Origin of the sequence: Streptomyces sp. NPDC057950 (genome assembly GCF_042887295.1) — a bacterium.
In the GTDB taxonomy this organism is placed as follows: domain Bacteria; phylum Actinomycetota; class Actinomycetes; order Streptomycetales; family Streptomycetaceae; genus Streptomyces; species Streptomyces kaempferi.
In genome coordinates this window covers 57,895-71,027 of sequence record NZ_JBHVPP010000024.1, presented here as the reverse complement: position 1 = coordinate 71,027, position 13,133 = coordinate 57,895, and the positions used below count along the sequence as shown (strand labels likewise).

The window sequence follows — 13,133 nt, the reverse complement described above, 5'->3', positions numbered from 1 at the left end:
CCGTTGCTGCGCTTGCTGCTGACCTTGCTGCTGCTCCTGTTGCTGACACTGCTGCTGCAGGCACCCCCGCTCAGGCGTCAGAAAGTGGCTGTTCAGGGCCCAGTCCGGGATCGGTGCGATGTCTGACATCCCCCTCGGCACTCTCCTTTCCCGTCCCTCCCGGATGGTCGGGACGGGAAAGGAGCACACCTCGGGAGATCGGGGCCCTGAAGGGGTAGGGGCTGCGCATCAGCCGGTGGCCTGCGTGCAGCGGGGGGTCGGTGTCCGCCGCTCGCGGACGGGCGGCAGACTCCCGCCATGAGCACCACGCGACGTCGGCTCGGCACGGGCCCGACGACCACCAGGAGCACGCCCATCCCGGGGCAGGCTCGATAGTCCCGCTGACCTGCTGTCGATCCGTGTCATGACCTGGGTGGGCGACCGCTGATTCCCGTGGCCCCCCGCAGTATCTGGCACGGGTCTGGCACAGGGCGAGTTCAGGCGGGTTGGTCAGTCGCGCCCCGACCCTGGCACGCCGATACCGGATCCGAGATCGGTGGAGGCGGTCAATGAGTGGGCCGCGGTCCTGAGACCGTTCTCCCATTCAGGGAGTTCGTCCGCGCCCATCCATTCGCTGTGGTTCGCTGCGATGGAGAGGAACTGTGTCTCCTCCGGGGTGCGGGCTGCGACCGTCATCGACAGCATGTCGACCACGTCCTTGGGGCTCAGCTCGGCTTTCGCGAGACCGACCGCGAGGCTCACGAGGAGCCAGCGGCCGGCTGTCTCCTCGTCGGGAAGGGGTACGCCGAGTTCGTGCAGGGCCTGGGCGTACAGTTCACGGATCTCAGTCTCGTCGCTCCTGCGTGGCAGGCCGGCCAGTTCGCGCAGGGCGGGGGAATCACGCCCCTCGACGAGTGCATGAGCAGCAAGCATCGGGAGCTCCTCGGGTGGGAGTACCTCCGCCACATACCGCCAAGCGCTGTGCTGCAACCGGTCCATGCGCTCATCGTGAGAGCAACGAGACTTCCTGGCCACTTGATTGCCGATCTGGCTTTGCCTTCTGTAAGGAGCGACTGCTTCGTCCCGAAGCAACTTAGGATGCTCGCCGGCCTTGGGCCGCTGCCCGTTGCCCGCGCTGATGGTCGGCTGACGTCGCGAGCGGCGCGGGCCTACCGGGAGGTCGGGGGAGGCAGCGAGCCTTCGCTGTGAAGCCGCCATTTGACGAACCTTTCCGTCCACCACGTCGTGGCGGCGCAGCAGTGGCCCGGTGTTGTTGGCCTCCTCCGCCGGCTACTTGTGACGCGAGTGGCGAAGGCCGGTGTCAACGCCGTTCAGACCGGCAGCTTGGGCGAAGGGCTCCAGCGCATGTGATGCGCCGGAGCCTCTCGTGGACAGCAGCACGAGTCAGGTCAGTAGGCGATCGATCCCTTGGTGCTGAACTGGAATTGCACTATGAATCTGGTGCCGTCCTTGACGTCGGTGGCTGCCAGACTCCAGGTTCCGACCGTGATGTCGCGGTAGGCATTGCAGTAGGAGCTGCCGCTCGTGGGGTAGAAGCAGGTGGGCACGGGCACGAAGTCAAACCCGCCGCCGGCTGCGATGGACGGCTTGACGTTGATCCGTTCGGCGAGACTCGCGGCGCGGCACCGTCGGCTTGGCCCGACGACAAGGGCTTCCTCGGGAAACCCGCCGACGCCGACACAGGCCTCATTCACATCGGGGCCCGCGAGTACGACCCGGCCACCGGACGTTCCTCTCCGTCGACCCCGTCCTCGCCTCCGACGACCACGAGTCTCTCAATGGCCACGCCTACGCCAACAACACCCCGGTCACCAAGTCTGACCCCACCGGCCTGCGGCCTATGGCAGCCTGCGAGTACGGGTGCAATAACAACAAGGGTGGAACCTATTACGGCCATTTGAAGCCGAACGGCAAGGGCGGTTGGGCATTCGTCTCCACCGAGGTGTACACCAAGTCCTATCAATACCAGAAGGCCGGCGGTGGCACTGGGAGCGGCGTAATGACTGTCACGGTGCGCACGGTTGAGGGCTACAAGTCGACGCAGGTGATGTTCAGGAAGGGCCCAGAACCGGCGCCAGCGATGACGACTGGAAACGGCGACCAGAAAAATTGGTGGGACAAAGCCCTGAAATTCAACCACGATCATCGCGAAGCAATCCAGCTGATCGGGGACGCGGGAGAAAATCTCAACTATGGTTCTACAACGCTTGCAGGGGTGTGTGTAGCTGTAACAATCGGCGCATGTGCCGCAGGTCCCGCCGAGATTCTTGCGACAATCGGAAAGGTGGGAGCTGTCGTAAGCGCGGCATCCAGTGTGAGTCAGGCCATTGACTCATGCGAATATGGCGGCGGAGCGAACTGTGCACACGATGTGAACGGTGCGCTTTTTAGCACCGTGGAGATTGCGATCCCCTACCTTCCTAAGTTCGTCCCCAGTTTTGTAGAAAGGGCCCAGGAGGCGTACATGTCTGGCGATAGCAGCAGCCTGATACATCGACTCACCAAGTGGATGTTCTAGAGTAACTGGTCTGTGGTCTGCCCTCTTCCGAGGGCAGACCACAGACCAGTTACTCGTCAAGGGGGAGATCAGTCAGACTTGCTTTCCATACACCTCAAGTTCCACAGGCAGAAAACTTAATGCAAGGTTTGATAAATGCGGAATCGTTATCGTAGACCTCAAAGAATAGCCAGCGGGATTGTCGTGGTCGTAACTTTTTCCGGTCTGGAAGTTATCGCTCAGCAAGGGCTGTGGGATCAAGCGGCGACACTACGGCTAGCCGCGCTCGCCCCCCTTCCTCTGGTTTTTTATTTCTCTCTTTCTTTCTATCTGCGTCCATCCGTGACAATCGCGCAGGACGTGCTGGTTGTACGCAACCTATTCAGCGTGATCGAAGTTCCCTACAATAGCGTGGTCTCATGTGGTGGACGGCGCGCCCTCACTCTTGAGGTGTCCAATTATGGAAATCTGCCGGTGCTCGCGTACGATGTGAGTATTACGGGGAGGAAGCAGCGTGACAGGCTGGCTCAAGAGATAATGTCTCGAAAGGCGAATTCTAGCAATCGAAACCCTAGTGTCAGATTCAGTAAGCGATACGTGACGGGGATTGCAGAGCGTCTGTGTGCGGTGATGACTATTCTCCTGTGTGCCCTTTCCTTCGCGCTATTGTGGACTGACGGGTGAACACCAAGGAGCTGGAGAAGTGAATCCGGGAAGGACCATGACAGCGAACTGGCAGGTCGGCAGACCCAGGGAAGATGGGTGGAGGGACCTGGTCGCGGTAAATGTCGTGGTCGTAGCCGCGGTCGGCGAACAGCGAATCCGGCTTGCGGCGGGGACGGCCGACCCGGCCGCGGACCGGCGGTCCCGTCCTGGTCCTCGTGGACCCTGCGCACGAGGACTTCCAGCCCTGGACCATCCGCGCAGCTGAAGCAGTGCTTACCTGGCCGTCCGTCGTGAGGAGGGCCGTGGGGTCAGCTGATCGTTCTCTTCGCGAGCAGGCCGCGCAGGAAGCGGGCAAAAGGAGCGGCGATCCGCGCGTCCAGGGCCTGCTCGTCGAGGCAGAGATGGCCTGCAACGCGCACGAGTATCAAACCCGCACCAGCACTGCGGAGAGCCGGCTGCTCCGCACCCATGTCCCGGCTGTCCGGCGGCTACGTGCCTGCTCGCAGCTGCCCGACGTGCCGGTGGTCGTCCTGAGTGCGACCCGGGGTTTACCGAAGGGCCTGCGGACTCGGTGGACCTCGTTGCAAGCCCAGATCGCCGCCACGACCGTTCGAGGCGAGCACGTCGTGGTGCCCGACGCAGCCCATTACATACACGACAGCCAGCCTGAGGCCGTCACGACATCGGTGCTCACCGTTGTCGATCTCGCACGAGACGGGCAAGCCTCGCAATGAGGCATGGGCGCGCCGCTGCCCGCGCCGAAGCACACCGGGCCCGGGCCCGGCGCTGTGGCGGACGGGGGGCCGGAATTGCGGCGCCCTGTGCGTCAGGCCCGGGCCCGTCGGTCGGCGGTGCCAAGGAGTCTGTCGACCAGGAGTTGCGGGTAGCCGGTGGCCGGTAGGCCGATGCCGAAGATCGCCCGGATGTAGAAGGGCGCGATCAGCTGGTCGAGGATCTGCTCCAGCGGTGGCGGGTCCTCGCCCCGGGCGGTGGCCCGTTCGCGGATCTGCTCGATGGAGTGCATGCGGCGCAGGAAGTGCTGGGAGCGCTCGGTCTGGTCCTGGGTGCTGCTCGGCATGGACAGGATGACGGCGCGTACGAGGGCGCGTCCTTCGGGTGTGTGCATGCTCCGGGCGCTGGCTTCGGCCCAGGCGGTGAGGTCACCGCGCAGGCTGCCGGTGTCGTTCAGTGGCGAGTCGCGCTCGAGGCGGGTGGTGACCGTGTCCGCCAGCAGTGCGTCGAGGCTGCCCCAGCGCCGGTAGAGGCTGGTGTGGTTGACGCCGGAGCGCTGTGCGATCGCGGGGATGGTGAGGCCCTCGCCCTCCGGTTCCGAGAGGAGGTCGATGACCGCTTGGTGGACGGCTGCGCGGACCTGTTCGGGGCTTCTTCTGATGCGCGCGGCCGGTTGTTTCTGAGTCACGCCTCCATCATAAGCACAGATATTTGCTTCTGGTCGGGTCAGGGCCTACAGTCGACCGGGCAAGCACAAATCTGTGCTTGTGATCCGGGTCGGAGGAGACCGTCATGAAGCAGCTGCTGTTCCCGAACAACGCCCAGTTCTGGTACGAGACCCTGCGCTCGATGAGCCACATCGCCTACGGCGGCGCCGACTTCGGCGAGGTCGTCTCCACCGCCGCGCGGATCACCGAGGGCGACTACGACAGCTGGTACACCGAATGGTTCGCCACCGCCGACCGGGTGTCCTCGGAAGCCGAGACGGCTCTGGCGGCCGGCCACCCGATCAGCGCCCGCGACGGGTTCCTGCGTGCCTCGAACTACTACCGGTCGGCCGAGTTCTTCCTGCACAGCAAGGAGTGCGACCCGCGGCACGACCACGCCTACGACCGCTCCGTCGAGTGCTTCAGGGCCGCCGCCGCCCTCTACACCACCCCGCGCATCGAGCCGGTCCAGATCCCCTACGAAGACACCACGCTGCCCGGCTACCTCTACCGGGCAGACGACTCGGGCACACCCCGTCCGACGGTGATCATGCACAACGGCTTCGACGGCACCGCGGAGGAGATGCACTTCTTCGGCGCGCCGGCCGCCATCGAGCGGGGCTACACCGTGCTCGTCTTCGACGGCCCCGGCATGCCCGGGCCGCGCCACCACCAGGGCCTGGTCTTCCGCCCCGACTGGGAGAACGTCATCACCCCAGTGATCGACTTCGCCGAGACGATCCCGGAGGTCGACAACAGCCGCATCGCACTGCTCGGTCTCAGCATGGGCGGCGTACTCGCCCCCCGGGCGGCCGCGTTCGAGCACCGGCTGGCCGCGCTGATAGCCGTCGACGGCCTCTACGACCTCGGCGAGCTCTCCGTACGCAACATCCCCGGCACCCGCGAGGAGGCCGAACGGCTCCTGCGCGCCGCGTCCGCCTCGGAACTCGACGCCGCCTTCGAACAGGCCATGGCCCACGACCCGATCGCGCGCTGGGCTGTCAACCACGGCATGTACGTCATGGGAGTCGACACTCCCCGCGCCTTCAACGCCTCCTACCTCGACTACACCCTCACCGGCGGCATCGCCGAAAAGATCCAGTGCCCCACCCTCGTCTGCGACGCCGAGGAGGACATCTTCTTCAAGGGCCAGCCCGAGCAGCTCTACGACCACCTGACCTGCCCCAAGACCCTCATGGAGTTCACCACGGAGGAAGGCGCCGGCGCCCACTGCCACCCCGGCGCGATGAGCCTGTCCATCGCCCGCATCTACAACTGGCTCGACGACACCCTCGCCGCCACCCGCCCCTGACGCTCACACCGCCAAGCACTGCCAGGCACCGCCAACGATCCCGCTGTCCGAACCAGCCCGAAGGACCCCACATGACCCGCACCGGCATCAAGGCCGCCATCACCGACCTGCTCCTCAACGAGGACATCACCCTGACCGAGGCTGCCGAACGGCACTTCACCCCCGACTACCGCCAGCGCACCGACGGCGAATGGGCCGACCGCTCCCAGTTCCTCGACCACATCGCCCACCTGCGCACGCACCTCGCCGCAGGAGAGATCGAGGTCCATGAAGAGCTCTACGACGGAGACAAGTACGCCGACCGGCACACCTGCCACCTCACCAAGAAAGACGGCACGACCGTGAGCATGGAGGTCTACGTGTTCGCCGCCATAGCCCCCGACGGCCGCTTCCAGCGCATCGAGGAGACCACCTTGATGCTCGAGGGAACCGACGCCGACCGCAACCTCGGCAGCGCCCGCTGACCACCCCCACCGGGCTCGGGCGGTGCCGGCGTCAGAGTTGGGGGACGTACGGGGCGAGGCCGACGATGAGGATGGACCGTTCGCCCGGTCCGGGCCCGGAGCCCGCCCGGACCGGGCCGACGTAATGGCTGACCCTGTGGTCGTGGACGGCGTAGCCGTCCAGCGGGTCGGTGAGGGTGAACTCGGCGTGGATGTCCGCCCACGGGTCGTCGGGCTGCAGGCCTGCGCTGCCGGGGGTGGCGATGACGTTCTGCCCACCGGTGACGTTGGTGCGGCTGATCAGGTGGGCGAAGGTGAACGTGCCGGCCGAACCCCCGTCCTGGTGCAAGCAGTCGGGGGTGGACACGGCGTTCTGGCCGGGACCGTCGACGCCGAGCCTGATCAGGTGGACACCGGCCCACAGCGGGCGGCTTCCCAGATTCCTCAGCGACAGGACCTGCTCGATGTCCCAGCGCAGGAGCCGCAGCAACAGTGCGTTGCCACGCAGCTCCTCGGGGATGTCGGGGAGCACCCGCCGGGTCCGCGGGTGCGCAGGGTCCTCCTCGCCCTGGAAGAAGTCGGTGACCGTGCCGTGAACGGGGTCGGGGGTTCCGGGAATCCAGGACAGTTCGTCCTTCCACGGCAGGTACACGGCATGGGAGTAGCGGCGAAACCGATGCGTTCGCGGGGCGTACGGGTCGGGCGGCAGAGCCGCGAAGACCTTCCGGATCCGGGCCAGGTCATCCTCGGCGGAGCCGGCCGGGATTCCGAGGCGTTCGGCGCCGTAGCGGACGAACCCGCGCTCCCGCAGACCGTCCATATTCCCAGTCTCAACCATCCGTACCCTCCCGACAGCTGGTGACCCAGCTCAGCATCTGACCTGCTGTACCTGTCCTCATTCGCCGACCAGTGGGGCGAGAGAGCCGCCCGTGCCAGGTTCGGCCCGGGGCCAGGACCCGGAGTGCTCGTGCATGGGGTGATGGTGCCTCACGTGCCGGAGAGTCTTTGTGCTTGTTCTTCGATTGCGTGCTGGGCTGTTGTGGCGGGTTCACGGGCGACGTTTTCGAGGGGGCCAGGGGGTTGTGGGGCGATGGTGCCACACAACCAGGCCAGGAATATCACGGTGAGGACGGTGCCGATCGAGGCGCTGACGCACAGGCGGATGGTGGAGGCACGCTCTTGAGTTGTCGTCCGCGGCACGCGGCCTGCGGCGTCCTCGTACCGCTGTGGTGTCGGATGCTGTTCGCTGCTGGCCGGTATGTCCTGCCCGACTGCCATGCCGTCGCCCAGTTGAGTCCGAGTGAGGCGAGTGTGCCGCGTTTGTCGGGGGTGAGTTTGGTCCGGCGGGTCTTCTGGTTCATGATCCACACTCCGAGCTTCACTTCCGTCCTGTCTTTCAGCCGCTCGACGTGGCCTCTGGAGACATTCACCGACCCAGTGTGTGCTTTGTACTGCGCGAGGGCTGCGACACCCCTGTCGAAGGCGCTTACGGCCGGTAGGGACGTCTTCGCGGACGTTTTCGGTTCCGGGACCGGGGTGAACGGCACGATGTGGAGCTGTTCCAGTCGCTCACGTTGTCGGTCCGTCAGGGCCAGCCAGACGGCAGGCTTGCGTCGTCGGGGCTGGCCACCGTTTTCGGTCCGGCTGCCCACGAGGACAGCGCCCAAGAGCCGGCTTGTCGCGGCGCCTCCACAAGGCACTGGGGCATCCGAAGACAGGTGCCGCCCAGCGGGAACTCCTCGTCGCAGACCTGGGGCGGGCCAGCAGAATGCTGGACTTTTCGGCACAATACGTACCCAGGCAGGGAAGTTGAACACGACAGTGATGCATGACGAATACGTCCAGCAACTGATGGCGCGGGCAAAGGACGGCACCATCTCGCAGCGAGAGGTGAAGGAGATCGCTCTGGCCATGTCCGAGGGCCGAGCCGGCCGAAACCTCTACCGGCCGCTGTACGCGGTAGCCCGCGCGGGCGGCCCGGCGTACGAGTCGCTGGTCGCCGACTATGTGATCCACCCCGAGGACCCCGAGGTCTCGGCTCTCGCCGTCCATGTGCTCACGGGACAATGGGGAGTGGGAGCGAAGTACCGAGAACAGATTCTGGAGTTGCTAGGCTCCCCGGAGTGGGACCTGGACGATGATGCGTTCATGGCCGCAGTGACGGGGGCGGGCGAGATCCTGCACGACGGGTTCGACGCCGAACTCCTCCACACCCTGCTGAAACTGGCCGAGGAGGGCCGCGGGAAGTACAACGACCACCTCATGCAGCGTGTCGCAGTGGAGGCGATCGCCCGTGCGCTGGGCGCCAGCCTCGCCGAGTCGATGCGTCTGCCGGAGGGGGTCACCCACGCACAGTGGTCGCAGGACTTGCTCGCGGCCGCACATGATCGACTGCGCGAGGCAGCACGCCAGAGCTGAATCCGCACGTAATCGAACGGGCTCCGACGGACGATGTCCGAGGACTCTGAAGAGCGTTGAGCGATCGACCTCCCGCTCTTCGGCAGGGGGGCGGATACCCGCCCCCCTGCCCGATGGTCTTACAGATCGACACATGCGCACGGGAGGTGGTACTTAGTGATCGCTGGGAAATCCAATGCCTTCCAGTGGGTCTCTGCGCGCCTATCTCGGGAATAGGTGGCAGTGGTGGACGGCCATCTCACCCGCCCGAGAAAGAGACGAGCTCCATGAGTTCATAAAGGACGGCGACGAATTAAGGTCCATTCCGGTCATCGTCACGGAGGCGAGGTAGCAATGGATCTGCGGGAGTTGAGTCCAACGGGTCTGCGTCGGATTCCTGAGAGGAACATCCAACGTGGTAAAAGCAGGTGGCTCATCGAAATCGACGTCGAGAGCGCAGCACTCGAGGAGCGTTGGGGCGCGCCGGAGATCACCGGGGACGACTTCGCTGAGTATTTGTGCTTCGCCTTCTCCCCGGTGAGGGGGGAGGCGTTCATTCTGCTACGGGACAGATATCATGCTCCCGCGCCCGGCTTCATAGTCGGCGTTACTAAGGGACTTTTCTCCAGGGAAGCAGTCGATAAGATCATCGAGGTGTTGGCGATTCCTGGCGTGAGTGCGACTCGTGTGAATGCAGAGGTCGTCGAGCAATAACCAAGGCGCACGGCACGGGTCTCCCTCTGCTTTCGAGAGGCGCGCGCCGTGCGCGCGGCAGTTGTAAGAGCTCGTGGACAGGCAGGCGGATACGCCGACATAGATTACGATCACTGGGAGTTCATGCGCACGGCGGTTGGTGCACAGTGATCACCCTGGAGGCCGCCACGCTGTCTGCACAAGAATTCGGGTCCCTTAATCTTCCTGAAAAGGACGGATTTCAATGGGGATTCCTCTTTCGGGGGATTTCGGGGTCTGGTCTCTACCTGTTTCAGATCACCGTCAGCCCATCAGTTCCGAATGGAAGACCACGGTTCGGTGGCAGTCCAGGAGTTGTCGTCGACTCCAAGGCTGGTGACTGTCGCTACGTGCGAGGCCACTCGGAGTATAAAGACCTCCTGCGCGAAATAGCCGACAGGGCCTCGTAAGTGCCGACATGCCCGGTGCGACCTCCCTTCCCGGGGACGCACAGGGCAAACGACTTTTGATCAGGTGTCTGACTCCATCCCTCCCACAATGGAGTTTGGAGATCTATCGGCGAGGCGGGCTGAGCGCCGGACCGAAGGAATGGATCTCAGGAAATTTCCGGGAGCGCATGATGGAACGAGATCCGGAAGCAGAAGCTGCCTTCGCCTACTGTCTGGAAAATTCACATGACGAGAATTTCCCCATTGGGAATATTCGGCAGGATCGCGAGTCAATCCTCCTTTTTGGAAAACGCCAAGGAAATCCATCGAAGAGTAGGCGTAATCCAGAAAGGGGAACGGGGAAAAATTGCCGAGTACCTTCGATCCGGGACTCCTATCATTGCCCTGATGGGAGTCTCGGAGGATGTCCTGGGTAGCAAATTCTCCAGATCTGGCGGCACAGGTATCGTGAGCGACGGCAGATTCTTCTAGCGGCTCGACGCGGCCGACCATGTTCAGCATTATGGGATCGAACTACCGGAAGAGTTTATTGCTCACGGCAATTCCTGCCAGTGGGTCCCTGTGCCGCTGTCTCGGGAAGAGGTGGCAGTGGTGGACCGCCACCTCAGCCACCTGAGAAATATTCGAGCTCTATGATAAGGGACGGTGACGAATGAGTGTCTATTCCGGTCATCGTCACGGGGGTGAGGTCGGCATTAATCTGACGGAGCTGAACCCGACAGGTCTGCGGCGGATCCCTGAGAAGGATGTCAGCCGCGGTGACATCAGGTGGCTCGTTCAAGTCGATATCGAGCACGCGGCGATCGAGGAGCGCTGGGGCGCGGCAGAGATGACCGAGGACGACTTCGCGGAGTACTTCTGCTTCGCCTTCTCCTTGGCGGATGGGGAGGCGTTTATCCTGCTGCGGCACATGCATTATGCCGCCGTGCCCGGATTCGTCCTCAGTGTGACCGAGAGACTCTTCTCCACGGAAGCCGCTGACTGGATTATCGAGGCCCTGGAGATTCCCGGGGCAAGGGTGACTCATGTGAATGCCGAGGCTACCGAATAGCATCCGTGGCGCACGGCGCGGACCTCCCTTCCTTTGGGAGGTGCGCGCCGTGCGCGCGACTTTTCAGACGCCTACAGTTTCTGACTCGCTTGGTTGAACTGATCTGACTGTGAATAATCGGAGGGCGTGCCCGCAGTTGGCTGAGGCGACACCTTCTGCACCACGCACGGAGCAGTGCCGACGCACCAACCACTGGCCCGAGTGGAGCGTGACCGGCCACCGCGGCACCTACACCAGGGCTCACTGCGGCGCCCTCGTCCAGGACAGCGGCGATCTCGACCGTAACGACCGGCCCTTCGCCTGGAGATGACGGGCCCGGCCAGACGCCTCCCGCACCCTTGACCGGGAGGGTCGTGGCGGTCAGCCGAGCCAGACGACGTCCAGGACGGACAGGTGCCGCAGCGGCCGGTTGATGAAGTAGACGACGGACAGTTGCCCGATCGAGGCGGCCCGGACGTCCTCTCCTTCGACGTCTCCGGCGTTCCACTGCGGCCACCCCCACGGGGTCCGGGCCGCCAGGTCGAGGACGTCGCGGCCCATCTCCGCATGCCCCAACCCCCGGGCCTCCGCGGCCAACAGCAATCGCCGCTGCCGCTCGTTCAGATGCGGGAACAACACCGCGAACTTCACAGCAAGTTGATCACGCGTCTCGTCCGGAATGCGCATACGACATCAACGAGCCCCCGGCCCGAAAGCAACACCTTGATGATCGGTAGGCCCGGGCGGTACGGAGAGCGGGGTCATGGTGGGAGACGCCACCGCGCCGGACGACTACGACCGGGCCTGCGCGGTGGACGATCTGGCCGGTGTGATCACCGTTGGCGAGGACGGTGCGCAGGCACTGGTGTTGGCGGACGAGCCAGCCACCAGCTGTTTTCTACCCGAGCATCAGGCCTTCCTGCGGTGGCTTGCCGCTGACTCCGAGGACGAGCTGAAAGCGGCGGCCAGGGCAGTTCTTGCAGATCCCGCCACCGAGTGGGAGGAGTGCGGCACGTGGTCATCGGACGGTCCAGCCACACTCATGGACTCTGCCGAATCAGGTTCCGCGCTGGACACCGAGTATCCCGGCGGCGGGATGCCCTCCCAGGCGTCGGTTGCACTGCCCGCCGGCCGCTGGAGGATCCGAGCCACCCATACCAAGGCGGACGAAGACAGCTGGGTCGGCCTGGTCCAGATGCTGCCCATCGAATCTTGAACGGTCAGCTCCTTTGGTTGGGTGCGGTCACGTGCTACGCGCAAGGTCGTACAGATGGGCGATGCCGAGCACCGCGTGGTGGACACCTTCGCCTTTCAACCGGCAGTCGCGGAGGATCTTCCAGGTCTTCATCCGCGCGAAGGCGTGCTCGACGCGGGCGCGGACCTGCTTGTGCGAGCGGTTGTGCTCGGCAGGCATGGACCACACACCGCTGGGACACCCGTCCTCGACGCCGCCCATGACTGATCACCAGGGCACGGGCGTTCCGTCCCAGGAGAAGAAGCCACCGGTGGGGCCGTCGTCCGGCAGCAGGGCCAGGCGGAGGGCACCCTGCGCTGCCTCGGCCGGGTCGCCGCCGGCAGCGGCGGCCTGGGGGTTGAGATCGGTGGCCCGCAGGCCGGGGGCGAGCGCGTTGACCTTGAAGCCGTCCTCGGCCAGCGTCTGGGCGTAGAGGACAGTGAGGGCATTGAGGGCGGCCTTGGACGACCGGTAAGCGGCGCCGCCGCCGCTTCCCGGGGTGAACTGAGGGTTGGGTGTGGTGCTCCAGGCCAGCGACGCGGTGCCACTGGAGATGTTGACTATGCGCGGGTGCGGGGACCGGCGCAGGGCGGGCAGGAAGGCATTGGTCACCGCCGCTACCCCGAATACATTGGTCTCGTATGTGCGCCGGTACTCCTCGACGCCGGTGTCGGTCGGCGGGGCGAGTGACGGCGAGATGCCGGCGTTGTTGACCAGCACGTCCAAGCGGTCCACCTGACCCGCGGCCTGTGCGACGCCGTCGGGATCTGTCACGTCGAGGACCAGCAGACGGGCCCCGGCTCCCATCTCCTCGACGGCCCGCTGCCCGCGCCCGGCATCACGGGAGCCCACGTACACGATGAGGCCCTCGGCGGCGAGCAGCCGGGCGATATGCTTGCCTATGCCCTTGTTGGCACCGGTGACCAGAGCTGTGCGTTCGTTCATGGCAGCCACACTTCCCTGGTCGTGGGTG

The 13,133-nt window shown here is 64.8% G+C and carries 15 protein-coding genes and 2 pseudogenes; 8 read left to right on the top strand and 9 right to left on the bottom strand.

Going from position 1 to position 13,133, the window contains the following annotated elements; all coding sequences use genetic code 11:
* Positions 1-489: 489 nt before the first annotated feature.
* Positions 490-912 (bottom strand): hypothetical protein, encoded by a 423-nt coding sequence (locus tag ACFVTC_RS33680; protein ID WP_390132252.1) that lies wholly within the window; start codon positions 910-912, stop codon positions 490-492.
* Between the two features lie 476 nt (positions 913-1,388).
* A complete protein-coding gene (locus ACFVTC_RS33675) occupies positions 1,389-1,694 on the bottom strand; it encodes a hypothetical protein (protein WP_390132251.1) in 306 nt (101 codons plus the stop codon).
* Between the two features lie 146 nt (positions 1,695-1,840).
* Between ACFVTC_RS33675 and ACFVTC_RS33670 the strand changes: the two genes are divergently transcribed.
* Positions 1,841-2,518 (top strand): hypothetical protein, encoded by a 678-nt coding sequence (locus ACFVTC_RS33670; protein WP_390132250.1) that lies wholly within the window; start codon positions 1,841-1,843, stop codon positions 2,516-2,518.
* 757 nt (positions 2,519-3,275) lie between these two features.
* Here the strand turns inward: ACFVTC_RS33670 and ACFVTC_RS33665 are convergent.
* Positions 3,276-3,496 (bottom strand): annotated as a pseudogene (locus tag ACFVTC_RS33665) (IS5/IS1182 family transposase); the annotation flags it as partial.
* Between ACFVTC_RS33665 and ACFVTC_RS33660 the strand changes: the two are divergent.
* Entirely contained in the window at positions 3,466-3,897 is a 432-nt protein-coding gene (locus tag ACFVTC_RS33660; protein ID WP_390132249.1) for a hypothetical protein, read from the top strand. The pseudogene ACFVTC_RS33665 and the gene ACFVTC_RS33660 overlap by 31 nt on opposite strands.
* A gap of 92 nt (positions 3,898-3,989) precedes the next feature.
* On the opposite strand, the gene ACFVTC_RS33655 is transcribed toward ACFVTC_RS33660, so the two are convergent.
* The gene (locus tag ACFVTC_RS33655) at positions 3,990-4,583 is read right to left on the bottom strand and encodes a TetR/AcrR family transcriptional regulator C-terminal ligand-binding domain-containing protein (RefSeq protein ID WP_390132248.1); all 594 of its coding nucleotides are present in this window, start codon (positions 4,581-4,583) and stop codon (positions 3,990-3,992) included.
* A gap of 104 nt (positions 4,584-4,687) precedes the next feature.
* Between ACFVTC_RS33655 and ACFVTC_RS33650 the strand changes: the two genes are divergently transcribed.
* A complete protein-coding gene (locus ACFVTC_RS33650) occupies positions 4,688-5,914 on the top strand; it encodes an alpha/beta hydrolase family protein (RefSeq protein WP_390132247.1) in 1,227 nt (408 codons plus the stop codon).
* 71 nt (positions 5,915-5,985) lie between these two features.
* On the top strand, positions 5,986-6,378 hold the full coding sequence (locus ACFVTC_RS33645) for a nuclear transport factor 2 family protein (RefSeq protein ID WP_390132246.1): 393 nt from the start codon (positions 5,986-5,988) through the stop codon (positions 6,376-6,378).
* A gap of 31 nt (positions 6,379-6,409) precedes the next feature.
* On the opposite strand, the gene ACFVTC_RS33640 is transcribed toward ACFVTC_RS33645, so the two are convergent.
* Positions 6,410-7,177 carry a 2OG-Fe dioxygenase family protein gene (locus tag ACFVTC_RS33640; RefSeq protein ID WP_194280797.1) on the bottom strand — a complete coding sequence of 256 codons (768 nt, stop codon included), beginning with the start codon at positions 7,175-7,177 and terminating at the stop codon, positions 6,410-6,412.
* Between the two features lie 298 nt (positions 7,178-7,475).
* The gene (locus ACFVTC_RS33635; RefSeq protein WP_390132355.1) at positions 7,476-8,234 is read right to left on the bottom strand and encodes a helicase associated domain-containing protein; all 759 of its coding nucleotides are present in this window, start codon (positions 8,232-8,234) and stop codon (positions 7,476-7,478) included.
* On the opposite strand from ACFVTC_RS33635, the gene ACFVTC_RS33630 reads away from it, so the two are divergent.
* From ACFVTC_RS33630 to ACFVTC_RS33620, 3 genes are all read left to right on the top strand, one after another.
* The gene (locus tag ACFVTC_RS33630) at positions 8,182-8,775 is read left to right on the top strand and encodes a hypothetical protein (protein WP_390132363.1); all 594 of its coding nucleotides are present in this window, start codon (positions 8,182-8,184) and stop codon (positions 8,773-8,775) included. The genes ACFVTC_RS33635 and ACFVTC_RS33630 overlap by 53 nt on opposite strands.
* A gap of 333 nt (positions 8,776-9,108) precedes the next feature.
* Positions 9,109-9,468: a hypothetical protein gene (locus ACFVTC_RS33625; RefSeq protein ID WP_390132245.1), complete on the top strand. Its 360-nt coding sequence runs from the start codon at positions 9,109-9,111 to the stop codon at positions 9,466-9,468.
* A 1,080-nt stretch (positions 9,469-10,548) separates the two neighbouring features.
* Entirely contained in the window at positions 10,549-10,947 is a 399-nt protein-coding gene (locus tag ACFVTC_RS33620; RefSeq protein ID WP_390132244.1) for a hypothetical protein, read from the top strand.
* A gap of 360 nt (positions 10,948-11,307) precedes the next feature.
* On the opposite strand, the gene ACFVTC_RS33615 is transcribed toward ACFVTC_RS33620, so the two are convergent.
* Positions 11,308-11,613: a hypothetical protein gene (locus ACFVTC_RS33615; RefSeq protein WP_390132362.1), complete on the bottom strand. Its 306-nt coding sequence runs from the start codon at positions 11,611-11,613 to the stop codon at positions 11,308-11,310.
* Positions 11,614-11,689: 76 nt separating this feature from the next.
* On the opposite strand from ACFVTC_RS33615, the gene ACFVTC_RS33610 reads away from it, so the two are divergent.
* Positions 11,690-12,142, top strand: a complete 453-nt coding sequence (locus ACFVTC_RS33610) for an Imm21 family immunity protein (RefSeq protein ID WP_390132243.1) — start codon at positions 11,690-11,692, stop codon at positions 12,140-12,142.
* A gap of 27 nt (positions 12,143-12,169) precedes the next feature.
* Here the strand turns inward: ACFVTC_RS33610 and ACFVTC_RS33605 are convergent.
* Together ACFVTC_RS33605 and ACFVTC_RS33600 are read right to left on the bottom strand one after the other, a co-directional pair.
* Positions 12,170-12,413, bottom strand: a pseudogene (locus ACFVTC_RS33605) (transposase); the annotation flags it as partial.
* A complete protein-coding gene (locus ACFVTC_RS33600; RefSeq protein ID WP_390132242.1) occupies positions 12,389-13,105 on the bottom strand; it encodes an SDR family oxidoreductase in 717 nt (238 codons plus the stop codon). The pseudogene ACFVTC_RS33605 and the gene ACFVTC_RS33600, both read right to left, overlap by 25 nt.
* Between the last annotated feature and the right edge of the window lie 28 nt (positions 13,106-13,133).

Coding starts and splice junctions, on each gene's coding strand:
- ACFVTC_RS33680 (WP_390132252.1), bottom strand. CDS start 912: ATGCTTGCTGCTCATGCACTCGTCGAGGGGCGTGATTCCCCCGCCCTG.
- ACFVTC_RS33670 (WP_390132250.1), top strand. CDS start 1,841: ATGGCAGCCTGCGAGTACGGGTGCAATAACAACAAGGGTGGAACCTAT.
- ACFVTC_RS33650 (WP_390132247.1), top strand. CDS start 4,688: ATGAAGCAGCTGCTGTTCCCGAACAACGCCCAGTTCTGGTACGAGACC.
- ACFVTC_RS33645 (WP_390132246.1), top strand. CDS start 5,986: ATGACCCGCACCGGCATCAAGGCCGCCATCACCGACCTGCTCCTCAAC.
- ACFVTC_RS33640 (WP_194280797.1), bottom strand. CDS start 7,177: ATGGACGGTCTGCGGGAGCGCGGGTTCGTCCGCTACGGCGCCGAACGC.
- ACFVTC_RS33630 (WP_390132363.1), top strand. CDS start 8,182: ATGCATGACGAATACGTCCAGCAACTGATGGCGCGGGCAAAGGACGGC.
- ACFVTC_RS33635 (WP_390132355.1), bottom strand. CDS start 8,234: ATGGTGCCGTCCTTTGCCCGCGCCATCAGTTGCTGGACGTATTCGTCA.
- ACFVTC_RS33625 (WP_390132245.1), top strand. CDS start 9,109: ATGGATCTGCGGGAGTTGAGTCCAACGGGTCTGCGTCGGATTCCTGAG.
- ACFVTC_RS33620 (WP_390132244.1), top strand. CDS start 10,549: ATGAGTGTCTATTCCGGTCATCGTCACGGGGGTGAGGTCGGCATTAAT.
- ACFVTC_RS33615 (WP_390132362.1), bottom strand. CDS start 11,613: ATGCGCATTCCGGACGAGACGCGTGATCAACTTGCTGTGAAGTTCGCG.
- ACFVTC_RS33610 (WP_390132243.1), top strand. CDS start 11,690: ATGGTGGGAGACGCCACCGCGCCGGACGACTACGACCGGGCCTGCGCG.
- ACFVTC_RS33600 (WP_390132242.1), bottom strand. CDS start 13,105: ATGAACGAACGCACAGCTCTGGTCACCGGTGCCAACAAGGGCATAGGC.